Source organism: Campylobacter sp. RM9328, assembly GCF_012978615.1.
Genome location: NZ_LIWF01000001.1, coordinates 105,295 through 119,972 on the forward strand (window position 1 = coordinate 105,295; position 14,678 = coordinate 119,972).

Below are 14,678 nucleotides of genomic sequence, written 5' to 3' on the forward strand. Positions count from 1 at the left end.
TTTAGATAAAATAGTGCAAAAATTTTTAAGAAAGCTATCTATCATGAACGACTCAATATATAAAAAAATAAAATCCCTTCCTCCGCTTGACGATACGATTATCCAAATTCAACGCATTTGCGCTGATGAAAATAGCTCCATTAGCGATCTAACAAAGGTCGTAGAGCAAGATCCGATGCTAACGGCAAACATCTTGCGCTCGGCAAATTCTCCACTTTACGGCTTTAGCAAGGAGATCACTACCGTAGCAAGAGCGATATCTCTTTTTGGAACGGTAACTATACGAGGTTTTGCGCTTTCAAGTGCCGTAAAAAAGAGCTTTAATATAAATTTAGAGCCCTACGGAATAACTAGCCAGGACTTCTTAAATATCTCAACCATACAAAACGCTTTGATGTATAACTGGTACTCAAAAATAAAACCAAAAAGCCTTGAAATACTATCTCCAGCCTCTTTCATGCTAGAGATCGGAAAGATCGTTTTAGCTCACGAGCTTAACGAAAACGACGAAGCGGAAGAATTTAACTCAAGATTAAAAGATATCGTTTATCCTAGTGATTTAGCACTTTTAGAGAGTGAGTTTTTAGACATCACAAACGAAGAAGTCACTGCTAAAATTTTTGAGCAGTGGAATTTAGAAAATGAGCTCATAAATTCTATCTTCTACTCAAATGACCCAGAAGATGCGCCTGAGCACATAAAAGAGTATGCAAAAGCACTCAAGGTTATCAAAACAAGTGTAAATATCTTCAACCAACTTGATGATATAAGCATACAAAACACTCTTCCTTTACTTGATGAATACGGCTTTAGCCAAGATACTTTCTTGATGGCTACGGCAAAGGTAAAAGATAGTCTGTGAGAGAATTTTTAGAAAATTTAATCGACGGGATAACAGAAAAGGAAGTCTGTGCCTCAAACAAAGAAATTTTACGAAATCTCTTAAATTTAAATGCCGTTACAAAATACAACAATAAATTTTATCTAAACAACGGTTTTGTTTGCGGAAAACTTGACATAAGCTCGAACGGAACCGGTTTTTTACTACCTTATGATAAGCGTTTTAAGCAAGATATATTAATCGAAAATAAAAATTTAAACAACGGTCATTACGGCGATATAGTCCTCGTAAAACTCCTAAAAAATGGTAGAAAACGCGAAAACGGCAAGGTTGTAATGAGTCTAAAACTCGCAAACGAAATAAGCGTAGTTTACACAAAAAGTTTTGGCGCGGCAGTGCTTGGAGTAAATTTAAAAACCGGACTAAGCCTCGCCTTAAAGGCTAGTCAAAAAAGCCTAAAAGCCCTACCTACGGGCACTTTACTTAAAATAAACAACCTAAACAACGACATAGTAGAAGTCTTAGGAAATATCGCAGATCCTGCAAGCGATGAAAAAATTTCATTAGCCGTTTATAACAAAAACGACGAATTTACCGACGCTTGTGAAGATGAAGCCAGAGCTTGGGGTGACGAAGTAGATCCTAGCATGTATCCACAGCGAGTCGATCTTAGCGATCTTGACTTTTGCACGATAGACCCTATCGACGCCAAAGACTTTGACGATGCGATATATTTTGATGAAAAAAATCTTGAAATTTATGTAGCTATAGCCGATGTTAGCGAATACGTAAGCAGTTACGGCGCTATTGACAAAGAAGCTAAAACTCGTGGTTTTTCGATATACTTTCCTCACAAATCAATCCCGATGTTGCCACGAGCTTTAAGTGAAAATATCTGCTCACTAAAGCCAAATGTTGCACGTCTTGCATTTTGTTTTAAAATCTCTCTTGATAAAAATTTAGATGTAAAAAAAGAAGAGCTTTTTGAAGCTATAATCGTCTCCAAGAAAAGATTTAACTACGATCAGATAGATAAAATTTTAAAAGATGAAGAAAAAAGCGAGATCGACTGGATAAAACCTTTGCATAAATTAACGATCAAACTACGACAAAAGCGCCTAGTTCACGCGTTTGATTTTCGCACTCAAGAGCTTAGAATGAGTCTTGATGAAAACGGCGAAGTATGCGCAACTAGATTTGAAAACGACTCTGCTTCGCATCAATTAGTAGAAGACTGTATGTTGCTTGCAAACAAAGCAGCCGCCAAACGTATAAAAAAGGGTGTCTTTAGAAATCACGGCTCACCAGATCTTAAAAAAATCACAAATTTATTAAACGACCTTGCCTTACTTGGTCTTGACTTCTCTTATGAGAGCGACTTAGCAAATCTCATACGTAAAATTCAAGCAAAAGCAGAAATTTTAGGCAATCGCGAAGAGATCGACAAGCTAATTATAAAAGCACAAAAAAAGGCCGAATACGCAAGCGAAAACTTCGGACACTTTGGACTTGGATTTGACCGTTATACACATTTTACAAGTCCGATTAGGCGGTATTCCGATCTTATTTTGCATAGATTGCTAAAGGCAAATTTGTCAAAAGACGACAGGCTTTATAACTATCTACTTTTAAATATAGAAAATACGTGCTCAAATTTAAGCGAGCTTGAACGCGAAGCCGACAAGACGGCATTTGACTTTATGGATCGTAAATTTGCAAGGTGGGCAAGTAAAAATATCGGTAAACACGTCAAATGCTACATAAGCGAAAACCAAAACATCCTGATCGCAAAATTAGATGACGAACTAAAAGGCGCTAGGATATTTATACCAAACTACACCTGCGAGTTATTATCGCATGTTCTAGTAGAGATAACGCAAGCCGATATCGCCACAGCTAAAATCATCGGTAAGATCATAAAAAAGTTTGATAAAAAAGAAAAGTAATGTATAAAAGAGAGCTTGAAAATGCGCTTTTAAATGGCAAAATAGCAAATTATTTTTTACTTTTTGGCGCTGATGAATACCAAATCGAGCTCTTTGCAAAGGAAATTTTAACCATTTACAAAAAAGAAGAGACAAATATTTTAAGCCTTTACTTTAACGAATACGACTACACAAGAGCCTTGTCACACCTAAGTGAACCGTCTCTTTTTGGTGGAGAAAATTTACTTCATATAAAAACCGATAAAAAGATCGCTTCTAAAGAGCTAAAAGAGCTGATAAAAGCATGTGAAAAAGATAAAAATAATTTCTTTTTATATGAATTTTACGAGTTAGATACCAAGATAACAACCGAGATTCAAAGAACGTTTGGCTTAAATTTCGCTAGATTTTTTAAACCAAACAACCCCGAAGAGGCCTTGCAACTACTTGCCAGACAAGCCGGAAAAATAGGACTAAATATAACCAAAAATGCACTTTACGAGCTTTACTTCATACATAATGAAAATTTATATCTTGCAGCAGGCGAACTTAACAAACTTGCGAGCTTAAATACCCACATCGAACAAGACACAGTAAGAAAGCTTGTTTTTGGACTTGGAAGTGTAAATTTTGATGATTTTTTTAATAAATTTATCTCACTAAAAGATATCAAAAAGGACTTTTTTACATACGAACAAGATCCGATATTTAACGAAATTTTATTTATTAACTCGCTTTATAAATCATTTTTTAGACTATTTAAACTCTACTCATACATAAAAATAAATGGCAAATTTGATATCAAAGAAGCTATCGGATATGCACCTCCTCAAAACGTTGCAAATGCGCTAAAAACACAAAGTTTATCTTTAAATTTAAAGACCTATGCAGATGTTTTTATCCAGCTAAATTTAGCCGAATCAGAGCTAAAAACAAACCCCGGTATAGATAAGTCGGCATATCTTTTATCAACCATTCTAAACCTGCAAAACATAATATCAACAGCAAAAATTAAGTAAGAAAAAGGTATAATCCTAGCTTGCTTAAAGCATCCTTGCTCGTTCGCGAGCTTAATACCCACAAGGAGAATCAATGAGACATTACGAGCTTTTATTCATTCTAAAGCCTACGCTTACAGAAGAAGAAGTTAAAGCAAAAGTTGATTTCGTAAAAGAAGTCATAACCAAAAACGGCGGCGAGATAGCCAATGTTGTAGAGATGGGCACAAGAAAACTTGCCTATGCTATTAAAAAATATGAGCGCGGCACATATTTTGTTATCTACTACAAAGCACCTCCGGCACTTCTAGCAGAACTTGTTAGAAATATCAGAATCACAGAAGATATAATCAGATTCTTAAGCGTTAAATACGAAAACAAACGCGAGATAGCCGCATGGGAAAGAATGGTAAAAGGTATCAGACAAACAATCGCTCGCAAAGAGCCACGTGAGCCAAGAGCACCACGTGAGCCAAGAGTTGAAAAAGTAGAAGAACAACCGCTTACAGAAGAGTAATTTAAGGATAAAAAATGTTCAATAAAGTAGTTTTAGTCGGAAATTTAACCAGGGATATCGAGCTAAGATATACAACAAGCGGTTCTGCTATCGGAAATTCTGGCATAGCAGTAACACGCCGTTTTACGGCAAACGGTGAAAAACGAGAAGAAACTTGCTTTATCGACATATCTTTTTTTGGAAAATCAGCAGAGATAGCCAACCAATACCTAAGTAAAGGTTCTAAAATTTTGGTCGAGGGTCGCTTGAAATTTGATCAGTGGACAGACAACAACGGCCAAAATAGAAGTAAACACAGCATAAGTGTTGAAAACATGGAAATGCTTGGAGGTGGCCCTTCTTCGCAAGGTGGATTCAATCAAAATAATCAAGGCGGATATCAACAGGGCGGTTATAATAGTGGGTCAAATTTCAACTCACAAAATAGCGGATATAACCAAAATGCACCGCAAAGAGCTCAAAATCAGCAATTTAACAAAAGAAGCAATGAAGATTATTATGAAGAAAAAATCCCTGAAGTAAACGTTGATTCGGATAATGTAAAATACGAAAGCGACGATACAATACCGTTTTAATTAAGGATAAATTATGGCAGAAAAAAGAAAATATTCACGCAAATATTGCAAATACACAGAGGCAAAGATAGATTTTATCGACTATAAAGATACTTCACTTTTAAAGTATTGCTTATCAGAAAGATTTAAGATAATGCCACGCAGACTAACTGGCACATCTAAAAAATACCAAGAAATGGTAGAAAAAGCGATCAAACGTGCTCGCCAAGCAGCGCTTATACCATATATAGTAGATCGCGATAACGTAGTAACAAACCCATTTGAGGGCCTATAATACTACTTTACTTAGCCCGTATTTGGGCTAAGTACTTTTATAAAAATTATATTACTTTCTTCTTTAAATTTAATCTTCTAAAACCTTTATATAAACATTTTTATAAAAATTTATTTAGCTTGCAAGATATATTTGTTGTTAAATTTAAAGAAAAAAGAGATAAAAATTTAAAATATTTTCCGGCAAGTTTTAAAAACCTACCGGGAAAAATGAATTTTACTTAACCAAAGCGTTTTTCAACACATCTTCTATCGTATCAACGGCAATAATGTTGATATCTTTTGTTACTTCATCAGGGATGTCGTTAAGATCTCGTTCGTAGTTTTTACGTGGAATAAGAGCCGTTTTGATACCCGCCTTGTGAGCAGCAATAAGCTTTTCTTTTAGCCCCCCTATTGGAAGTACTTTTCCGCTTAACGTGATCTCGCCCGTCATAGCAACATCATGGCGAACTTTTATGTCAGTTAGTATAGAAGCTATGGCTGTAACCATCGTTATGCCGGCACTTGGACCATCTTTTGGCGTTGCACCTTCTGGAACATGCACATGCAAGTCATATCTACGGTAAACATCGCTAGGCTCAAGCTTGCGCTTATCATCTTCAAATTTTGGCACGATAGCCATCGGAACTTTTAGCTTTTTATTATCGATTAGTACCTTTACCACACTAAATGCTATTTGTGCAGACTCTTTCATTACATCGCCAAGCTGCCCGGTTATTTGCATCACGCCCTTGCCCTGTATACGTATGGCTTCTATACGAAGCACATCGCCACCTACGATAGTCCAAGCTAGGCCATTTACCTGACCTATCTGGTCTTTTTTATCGGCTTGCTCTATCTCATAAACCTTTTTCTCTAAAAATTCTTTTAAATTTTTAGCCGTTATAGTAACTTTGCCCTCGCTATTTTTAGTTAGGATATTTTTAGCAACTTTCCTAAGTATATCAGCTATCCTACGGCGTAAATTACGCACTCCGCTCTCACGTGTGTAGTCTGAAATGATAAGTTCAAGAGCCTCTTTATTTATACTAATATCGCTTGGTTTTAGTCCATGTTTTTTAAGCTCTTGAGGGACTAGATATTTTTTAGCTATCTCAAATTTTTCTTGTGGAGTATATGAGCTAAGCTGTATAAATTCCATCCTATCGCGTAAAGGAGCAGGAATTTGACTTACGTCGTTTGCGGTGGCTATAAATATCACTTTGCTAAGATCAATATTGAAATTTAGATAATAATCACGAAATTTATTATTTTGCTCCGGATCTAAAATTTCAAGTAAAACAGCAGTCGGATCACCTCTATAGCTTCGCCCTACTTTGTCTATCTCGTCAAGCACCACAACAGGGTTCATTTGCTTTGCCTCTATAAGCCCTTGGACAATACGTCCAGGCATCGCGCCTATATAGGTTCTACGATGTCCTCGAAGCTCATTAACATCCTCAAGCCCACCCAGAGCTATACGCACTAGCTCGCGCTTTAAAGCTTTTGCGATAGAATTTGCTAGACTTGTTTTACCAACTCCCGGAGGTCCCGCAAAACAAAGTATGGCACCGTTGTTTACTTTCTCGCTAACACCACGAAGTTCAAGTAATTCACGTAAAGCAAAATACTCCTCAATACGCTCTTTTGGCTTTTCTAAGCTGTAATGGTCAGCATTTAAATGCTTGCTTACCTCAGCGATAGACGACTTTTTCTTTGCTAAATTTTCAAAAGGTACCTCAACAACCCAGTCAAGGTAGCTTTGTAAGGTATTTGCGTCGGCGCTGTCAGGGTGCATGCGAGATAGTTTGTCTATTTGCTTTTTTATCTCTTTGTATGCATCTTCACCCATAAATTTTTTCTTACTTTCAAGCTTTTTGCGATACTCTTCTATCTCTTCATCACGGTTTGAGTCAGCACCAAGCTCGGCTTGAATTTGCTTTAATTGCTCTTTTAGAAAATACTCTTTATTTGTCTTATCTATCTTTGAATGAACTTTATTTTTTATCTCTTTTTGTAGCTTGTTTGCTTCGATCTCTTCTATAACATAGTCGATTAGCTTAAGCAGACGCTGCTCTAAATTTTCTTCGATAAAAAAACTATAAGCGATCTGTTTTTTAAGTCTAAGTGCGCTTGAAACAAGATCACATACACGCACGGCTTCTGCACTCTCTTCTATCGTTTTAAGTAAATCAGGCGGAAAGAAATGGCTTACTTGCGCTAGTTCGCGCACCTTTTCTCTAAGAACTACGATCAAAGCATCGGTTTTAACCTGCGAAGGACGTACTACATGTAGCGCATCAACCATTGCCTCAAGAGGATTTTCATTTATAACGTGTAGTATGCGACCCTTTTCCATGCCTTGAAAAAGTATCTTTACTCTACCATCGGGTAAAGGCACACGCCTCATGATAGTGCCGATAACTCCTGCGTCATACACGCTTTCAAAATCCCTAGCTCCGTCGTTTTGAGGTTTTGCAGGAACTATTAGCACAGGCGTTTCGTCAGCTAGCGCAATATCAAGTGCACGTAAATTTTCTTCGTCACTTAAAAATAGCGGCGTTATCATAAATGGATATAAAAACAGTTCATCTTCTACAATTACAGGCAATTTTGCCGGTAATGTCTTGTTATCGTTTATTTGCAAATTTATCACTCCTAATTTTATTCAAACATTTTTCTATACCAAGGAAGCACCGGCTCAAGCAAATTTGCATCTTTTAGCGGTGAAGCCTCTATCTTTTGTCTATAAATTTCAGCCGAGGTTTCACGTCCTGTGCGCATATAGAGGTCATATATTTGGGTGTCTAGATAGTAGATAGCAAGCTTAAATTTAATAAGCATAGTCTCTATAAGCGGCTTATACTGCGTATTTGGATACATATATAAAAATTTCTCTATCTCAACCACGCTATCTTCCATTAGCTTTTGGTTGCGATTTGGCTGTGAAAATGAGTCAAAATTTGCTTTTATCTTAAGGTATTGAGCAAATTCCGTCTTTGCCGCACCATCGCCATATCTTTTTATGTATTCGTCAAGGTAGTAATTTGCCAGTATATACTCTTCTTCGTTAACATGCGCTTGTGCTAGGATCAAAAGCATTTGTTCTAAAAGTGGGCTTGCTACGTGCTCACTAGACATCGACACATAGTGCTTATCCGCGCTCTCTAAATCAGCATCCTTTATATCAGCGATAATTTGTGCATACCACTCATCAGGAGTGAGATTATAAAGTTCTGTGTATTTTTCTGCACAACCACTTAAAATCGCGCTAAAACCGACAATAATAATAAAATTTAAGATCCTACGCATAGTGTTCCTTGAAATTTGATTTTTTGCTATTCTACATTTTTTGGTATTATTTTTGCATAAATTTGTAAATTTTTGTTTTTCTTAGACTAAAACATGGTAAAATAAAAGTCAACTCAAATAAATTAAAAAACAAGGAGTAGGTATGACATTTAGCGTTAAAAGTCCGATATTAGGCTTTGAACACATTAAAACAATGGAGATAATAGAACTCGATAAATTTTTCGTAAAGCTTCAAAGTAAGGACGATAACACTTCTTTTACCATGATAAACCCTTTTGCTCTTAGGGATTATGACTTTGAAATTCCTACTTATTATGAAGAGCTTATGCAGATAAAAGACAGCAGTGAGCTTAAAATTTACAACATCATTGTTGTTTCTTTACCTCTTGAAACATCAACTGTAAATTTTATAGCTCCCATAGTTTGCAATATGGACAACATGACATTATCACAAATAGTGCTTGACGCTGCCATGTATCCGCAGTATGGACAAGCAGAAAAGATAGAAAACTTTATACAAAAGTAACCAGCTTAGACCGATCTTGGTCTAAGTCCCCCTAAAGGCTTGCAATGATAAGATTAAAATTTATCGTATGTGTTTTTGCTGTATTTTTTGGCGTAAATTTGCTCGGAGCTATTTACAAAGACACAAACGGTTTAAGCCATGATGTCATCAAAGAAAATACCGGCTTTGGCAAGAATGGATACAGAGATATAAAAACCGATAACGTCTTAACAAAAAAAGGCATCAGCAAGCCAAGTATATACGGCGACATGGAGGTAACAGGAGCTACCATATCCATACCGACCGAGAATGAATACAACTTCAATCCATTAAATTCACGAGAAGAAACCGTTGGTGTTCCTATAAAATTTGTCAAAGAAGACGGCATAAATTTTACGACTAACTCATCGAGTGCTACGCTTGATTTTAGCGACAAGAGTGAATTTGAGCAAAAAAACATAGACGGAAGCAAAGTTATATTTGCAAAGCTTTACTGGGCTGGAGCGATATCAAACAAATGGAACCTAAGTCTATTTAGCGCAGATAGATTTTTATGGGAGCGATACAACTCGGATATTAAAAATTTTAATACAATTAAATTTAAAACACCAAACGGCAGAATTCACCATCTGACAGCCAAAGAGGCTGATACAAAATGGTACGGCTCATACACTGCTGACGGTATGCAATTTATGTATCAAGCAAATGCGGACGTAACCGAGATAGTAAAACAAACTTTGAGCAAAACAAATAGAACATTTACCGCAGGAGATATATTATCTAGCACGCAAACCCCGTTTGTCTTGACCGGATACAGAGATGACTCTTGGCAACAAAATTTGATCGCTCCTTTTTATGGCGGTTGGGCTTTAGTTATCGTATACGACTTTGGCACGGACTACTACGACAGACTAGCACCAAAAAACGTAAATATATACGACGGTCTTACTATACTAGCCCCGATAAGGATTCAAGACACAGAGCTATATAGAAGCGACAGTATGAGACTTACCTTTAGTGACTTTTATACGCCAACTAGGGGCGAGATCAAATCATCTCTTTCTGTTTTAACATTTGGAGCCAAAAAAGAAGTGGCCGGAGAAAATATCACTATCAAAAAAGACAACAAATGGCTTCCCGTAACATCACAAAACAATCAACAAGGCGAACAGCTTAACAGCACTATAACCAAATACGGCAAGCATTTAAATCCAAACAAAATTTACAACAACCAAATGGATCTTGACGTTTATGGGTTATCAAATTTCATAGGCCACAGCGAAACAAGCACTACGGTAGAGCTTACCGCAAGTATCATAAGAAAAGATTATAGCACTAGACAATCAGGACGACAAACATATTATCTTGGAGGTAGAAAGCTTGGCGAGCGTGCTAATATCGGTATGGTAGGCTTTTCGACTATACTTTATGTTCCTGAAGTATGCTACATGGAAAAGATAGAGTATAAAAGGGGTGATTCTGATTTTATTGAGATAAGTACCGACGAGAAACAAAAAACACAACTAAGGATCGGTGATATCCTAAAAAATACACTCATTATAAAAAATAAAGGCAACGAAACAGCCGAAGGTGTCGTTGTAACGGCTGAATTTGACTCAGAAAATGCCATCAAAAACACCTATATCGTGCCTACTCGTATCTCAGAGTCTTTTGACATACTAGACTCAGAAGTAAACAAAGCAAATTTATACACTTTAAACGGCAAGTTAGTAGATTTTTATGTAGGAAAGGGAGCGGACAGCGGCGAAGGAGGGTCGTTTGATAATATTAATCGTGCACTTATACGATTTGAAAATGTATTAAACGGCGAATTTAAGCCAATCGACTATAGAGTGTCATTTAAAAATAAAAGCATGGACTATAAATACGAGTCCGGTTTTATAAGCAAATGCGAAAGTAAAAAATACCAAATAGAAACAATACTTCCGGAAAAAAACGAGATAGACGTTGTTAATAAAAACTATGTAAAAAACAAAAAAAGAAGCTTATTTACACAACTTTCAGGAAGAGCGTTTGATGTCAAGCTTATGTTTTTTGATGAAAATAATGCCGTAGCTACGACTCCTGCCATATTTATAAAAGACGATGTAATGACGGTTGGTGTTGTTTCCGGGGGTTGTGATGCGGATTTTATCGAAAGTACGGCGCGCGAGATAAACACAAAAGGCAAAACGGAGTTTGACATGGAAAGAGTTTTGGTAAACGGATCGTATAGTTTCTTAAAATTCAAAATGGTATATAAGAACCAATTTGACGAAACCATAGAAAAATGCTCTTCAGACTCATTTGCTGTTAGACCGGACAAATTTATACTACAAGAAGATGGTCAAAATATCAACTCTCTCATAGGCGGCAAAAACTATGACAACATCACCATCAAAGCCCTTAAATACGGTGGCACTATCGATGATAACTTTGGTGCAAGGATAGGAGATATCAAATTTACGCAAACAAATCCAGACGGTTGCGACATTGAGCTTGACGAACTTAAAGGGCTAAAATTTAACGCCGATATAAAACATGGCGAAGGAAGATTAACAAAAGAAACAGGCGGCGTAGCGGTTGCCCAAGATCAATCCACAAATTTTTACTACCCAGACATAGGCTTAGCAACGATAAAAGCGGCAGACACCAAATACACAAGCACTGATAGCATAAACAACGACTGCGTTATAAACAGTAGCGCATCAAACGAAAACATTAATGGCATGATAGGGTGTGATATCCCGCTAGATCAAAGTCTTACGTTTACACCAAAAGACATACGTGTAGATAAATTTAGCTTTCCTAACGATAAAGCAGCAGTCTATCTAAGCCAAACTATCGACAACAATAGCCCTGCTCACACCTACGCAAAAGCGCAGTTTCAGATCACGGCAAGGCTTTATAACGATAAGCCCGCTCTTATGTATAGCAATGGTTGTTATGCAAAAGATGTTAAATTTAACATGTCCTTTAACCCAGGCAGTGACACTGACACAAACATAGCTAGCACGAAAGAAAAGATCCACTACTTTATGGATGACTCCAAACTAAAGCAAAATGAAGATGATAAATTTAATGCACTCGCCGAAGGTTTTGCAAGAGGTGTTTTTAACGGCGAAGTCAAAATAAATTTTGCACGAGAAAAAAACCTAGCCATAAATCCATTTCAAATCACAAACGATCAGTTTGAATTTAGCGATATAAAAGACGCTGATAATGTCAATGGCACAACATATATAAAGCCACAAGGTGATGAAATAAAGTCGGCAAATTTTTACTACGCCAGACTTTATGCACCGTATTTAGAAGGTCCAAAAAACGGATTTGACACAAATTTGTATTATGGAATTTACTGCAACAACTGCGATAGCGCTATATTTGACGCAAGCAATGCTTCTGTCTTGCCAAATACCGGCGGCTGGTATATCGACAAAAACGCCGGGCCCGATAAAGCAGTTGCAATAACCTTTGATCCAAAACCCACCTCAGCAAAGGCACGGATCAAAGAAGGCTATACTTTAAATAATGGTAAAATGCCTATAAATTTAAGTAGCACTGTGGCCGGATATGCACAAATCAACATGCAAGACCTTCCTGAATGGCTAATTTACAACCAAACAAACAAAGACGCCACCTATAATGACTTTGTCGTTAAATTTTTAGACAAGGGAGGCTGGGGCGGTAGCTCTCTTGGGCTAAAAACCAAAGATAATGACGGCAAAAACATGGGCGAAGGAAAATTTATCGGCGGTAGCGACTTTGAAGGAGTTTCGGAAAGAACAAACAGAAGGATAGAGTGGTGAAAAAGGCATTTTCGCTTATCGAAGTCGTTTTAGCGCTGATCGTGGTCGCTATCGTAAGTGTAAGCATACCTATCATCATAAAACAAACAAATGTCGCAAACACAAAAGCCTTGACACAAGAAAGTATCTTAAACGCTAAAACATACATGTCTTTGGTGCTCAAATCCGCCTTTACATGCGATTATATAAGCGAAAATGAAAACACGCTTGTGCCGATATTTAACGATACAAATTTTTATGAATCAAATTCCATCTCTGGTGACGGCAGAAGAAATTTTCAACCAAAAACCGGAGCTAACCTAGATAAAGCCTGCCCGGAGAGCATAACCAACATAAAAAGCATAGCAAATTTTACCGGCAACGTAAACATGGAAGCAACAAAAGAAAGAGACTACATACTCTCTTCAACATACAACGTCACAGTGTCTAACTTCAACTCAAACAACGATATAAAGCGCATAGATATAAAAACAAAAGCCTACGACAAACAAAGTCATGAAACCGAAGTAACTCTAAGTGGTTTTGCGGTAAATATCGGCGATAGCGGGCTTTTAAATACTAAAGAGTGGCAGTGAGAGCAACAAAAAAGGCATTTACTCTAATCGAACTAATCATCGTTATCGTTGTGCTTGGTATCGTAGGTTTGATGACACTTCAAGTAACAACAACTGTTTTTAAAAACTATGTGCAAAGTAAAGCGATGAATTCGCTGCAAACTCAAACCGAACTTGTGCTTGAACAGATCTCAAAAATGCTTAGCTATCGCATAAAAGAAAGCGTTATCGCAAGAAAAGGCACAAGTAGCAACATACTACCCTTAAATAACGATCAGGTAAATAACGAATACACAACGCTTGAGTTTATAACATACGCTCGAGAGATGTTTAACGATGGTATTTATAGCGGATTTGCCGACTTAGAGCCAAGCAGCAAAGCAAATGGTCTTATAACTCCAGGAAGCAAACTTTCTAGTCTAAATCAAGAAAATGGCATTTTGGATGACTTTGGTGTAGCGATAACCGACCTAGCCGTGATATTTAAGGGTTTAGCCTATGATGCCACAACTTCTTTTGGCTATAACAACACAAACTCTCTTGATGTCGCAAAGATAACAAGCGTTGAGGATAATAAAATACATTTAACTCACGACGGCGAAATCTCAGAACAATACCACATAGCTTACAGCGCATATGCTATCGCTGTTAGCGATGAAAGCAAGCAAAGAGGCGACTTTACGCTAAAGCTTTACTACAACTATCAACCATGGCTTGGCGAAAAATTTCAAAATGCAGATAGTGCGATATTAGCAGAGAATGTGACTAGATTTAACTTTACCGAGCAAAACGGCGTAGTAGTCATAAAACTTTGCATGCACGAAGCAGGCAAGTCAGGGCTTATGTTTGATAAGAATTTTGACTTTACCGTATGCAAATCAAAGGCGATATACTAATGAAGCGTGGTTTTAGCTTGCTGGCGGCGATATTTTTTGTGGTAGTCATATCAAGTCTTGGCATATTAGCACTCGAACTATCAATGGCTAGCATGCGACAAACAACTGAAATTTATCTAAGAGAGCAGGCTGAGCTTTTGGGGCAAGGTGCAACCGAAATGGCAATGCTTGAAATTTTTAACCATGATTTTAGCAAAGGTTGCCCTAGTAATCCAATAATATCCGATCAAAATTTCAATGATATTTTTGACTACTCGGTTTATGTGCATTTTTTTGGCCAGATTGGTAATTGCGACGATAGCGAGCTAGTAACTGACATACAAACCCCTCAAAGCATAGGAACAGTCAGGTTAGATGTCTTCGTAACAACAAAAACAAAGATAAATAGCGAAGGCGAAGAAGAAAGCATCACGCCAAATCCAATAAGCTTTCACAAACGAACACTGCAAAAACTATAGTTTTTTATTACAAAATTAATTTTCTTTATTAAA

Annotated in this window: 13 protein-coding genes; 11 read left to right on the top strand and 2 right to left on the bottom strand. The window is 37.1% G+C overall.

Annotated features, from left to right (window positions below; genetic code table 11):
* The first annotated feature begins 43 nt into the window (after positions 1-43).
* From CCAL9328_RS00625 to rpsR, 6 genes are all read left to right on the top strand, one after another.
* Positions 44-862, top strand: coding sequence for an HDOD domain-containing protein (locus CCAL9328_RS00625; RefSeq protein WP_169936409.1), 819 nt, complete (start codon positions 44-46; stop codon positions 860-862).
* On the top strand, positions 859-2,787 hold the full coding sequence (locus tag CCAL9328_RS00630) for an RNB domain-containing ribonuclease (RefSeq protein WP_169999733.1): 1,929 nt from the start codon (positions 859-861) through the stop codon (positions 2,785-2,787). The genes CCAL9328_RS00625 and CCAL9328_RS00630 overlap by 4 nt, the downstream gene beginning before the upstream one ends.
* Positions 2,787-3,785 carry a DNA polymerase III subunit delta gene (gene holA, locus CCAL9328_RS00635; RefSeq protein ID WP_169936404.1) on the top strand — a complete coding sequence of 333 codons (999 nt, stop codon included), beginning with the start codon at positions 2,787-2,789 and terminating at the stop codon, positions 3,783-3,785. The genes CCAL9328_RS00630 and holA overlap by 1 nt, the downstream gene beginning before the upstream one ends.
* Before the next feature lie 73 nt (positions 3,786-3,858).
* Complete coding sequence (rpsF, locus tag CCAL9328_RS00640; protein ID WP_169936402.1) at positions 3,859-4,281, top strand: 30S ribosomal protein S6; 423 nt, start codon at positions 3,859-3,861, stop codon at positions 4,279-4,281.
* 14 nt (positions 4,282-4,295) lie between these two features.
* Positions 4,296-4,856: a single-stranded DNA-binding protein gene (locus CCAL9328_RS00645; protein ID WP_169936400.1), complete on the top strand. Its 561-nt coding sequence runs from the start codon at positions 4,296-4,298 to the stop codon at positions 4,854-4,856.
* A gap of 13 nt (positions 4,857-4,869) precedes the next feature.
* The gene (rpsR, locus tag CCAL9328_RS00650) at positions 4,870-5,130 is read left to right on the top strand and encodes a 30S ribosomal protein S18 (protein WP_169936398.1); all 261 of its coding nucleotides are present in this window, start codon (positions 4,870-4,872) and stop codon (positions 5,128-5,130) included.
* A 216-nt stretch (positions 5,131-5,346) separates the two neighbouring features.
* Here the strand turns inward: rpsR and lon are convergent, their stop codons facing one another.
* Together lon and CCAL9328_RS00660 are read right to left on the bottom strand one after the other, a co-directional pair.
* Entirely contained in the window at positions 5,347-7,758 is a 2,412-nt protein-coding gene (gene lon / locus CCAL9328_RS00655) for an endopeptidase La (RefSeq protein ID WP_169999735.1), read from the bottom strand.
* 17 nt (positions 7,759-7,775) lie between these two features.
* A complete protein-coding gene (locus CCAL9328_RS00660) occupies positions 7,776-8,423 on the bottom strand; it encodes an outer membrane protein assembly factor BamD (RefSeq protein WP_169972136.1) in 648 nt (215 codons plus the stop codon).
* 142 nt (positions 8,424-8,565) lie between these two features.
* On the opposite strand from CCAL9328_RS00660, the gene fliW reads away from it, so the two are divergent.
* The 5 genes from fliW to CCAL9328_RS00685 are packed head-to-tail and all read left to right on the top strand — an operon-like array spanning position 8,566 to position 14,645.
* Positions 8,566-8,949: a flagellar assembly protein FliW gene (gene fliW, locus CCAL9328_RS00665; RefSeq protein ID WP_169936392.1), complete on the top strand. Its 384-nt coding sequence runs from the start codon at positions 8,566-8,568 to the stop codon at positions 8,947-8,949.
* Between the two features lie 44 nt (positions 8,950-8,993).
* A complete protein-coding gene (locus CCAL9328_RS00670) occupies positions 8,994-12,737 on the top strand; it encodes a hypothetical protein (RefSeq protein ID WP_169999737.1) in 3,744 nt (1,247 codons plus the stop codon).
* Positions 12,734-13,312 carry a prepilin-type N-terminal cleavage/methylation domain-containing protein gene (locus tag CCAL9328_RS00675; protein WP_169999739.1) on the top strand — a complete coding sequence of 193 codons (579 nt, stop codon included), beginning with the start codon at positions 12,734-12,736 and terminating at the stop codon, positions 13,310-13,312. Before CCAL9328_RS00670 ends, CCAL9328_RS00675 begins: the two co-directional genes overlap by 4 nt.
* Positions 13,309-14,187, top strand: coding sequence for a prepilin-type N-terminal cleavage/methylation domain-containing protein (locus CCAL9328_RS00680; protein WP_169999741.1), 879 nt, complete (start codon positions 13,309-13,311; stop codon positions 14,185-14,187). Before CCAL9328_RS00675 ends, CCAL9328_RS00680 begins: the two co-directional genes overlap by 4 nt.
* The gene (locus CCAL9328_RS00685; protein WP_169936383.1) at positions 14,187-14,645 is read left to right on the top strand and encodes a type IV pilus modification PilV family protein; all 459 of its coding nucleotides are present in this window, start codon (positions 14,187-14,189) and stop codon (positions 14,643-14,645) included. Before CCAL9328_RS00680 ends, CCAL9328_RS00685 begins: the two co-directional genes overlap by 1 nt.
* Positions 14,646-14,678: the final 33 nt, after the last annotated feature.

Coding starts and splice junctions, on each gene's coding strand:
- CCAL9328_RS00625 (WP_169936409.1), top strand. CDS start 44: ATGAACGACTCAATATATAAAAAAATAAAATCCCTTCCTCCGCTTGAC.
- holA (WP_169936404.1), top strand. CDS start 2,787: ATGTATAAAAGAGAGCTTGAAAATGCGCTTTTAAATGGCAAAATAGCA.
- rpsF (WP_169936402.1), top strand. CDS start 3,859: ATGAGACATTACGAGCTTTTATTCATTCTAAAGCCTACGCTTACAGAA.
- CCAL9328_RS00645 (WP_169936400.1), top strand. CDS start 4,296: ATGTTCAATAAAGTAGTTTTAGTCGGAAATTTAACCAGGGATATCGAG.
- rpsR (WP_169936398.1), top strand. CDS start 4,870: ATGGCAGAAAAAAGAAAATATTCACGCAAATATTGCAAATACACAGAG.
- CCAL9328_RS00660 (WP_169972136.1), bottom strand. CDS start 8,423: ATGCGTAGGATCTTAAATTTTATTATTATTGTCGGTTTTAGCGCGATT.
- fliW (WP_169936392.1), top strand. CDS start 8,566: ATGACATTTAGCGTTAAAAGTCCGATATTAGGCTTTGAACACATTAAA.
- CCAL9328_RS00670 (WP_169999737.1), top strand. CDS start 8,994: ATGATAAGATTAAAATTTATCGTATGTGTTTTTGCTGTATTTTTTGGC.
- CCAL9328_RS00685 (WP_169936383.1), top strand. CDS start 14,187: ATGAAGCGTGGTTTTAGCTTGCTGGCGGCGATATTTTTTGTGGTAGTC.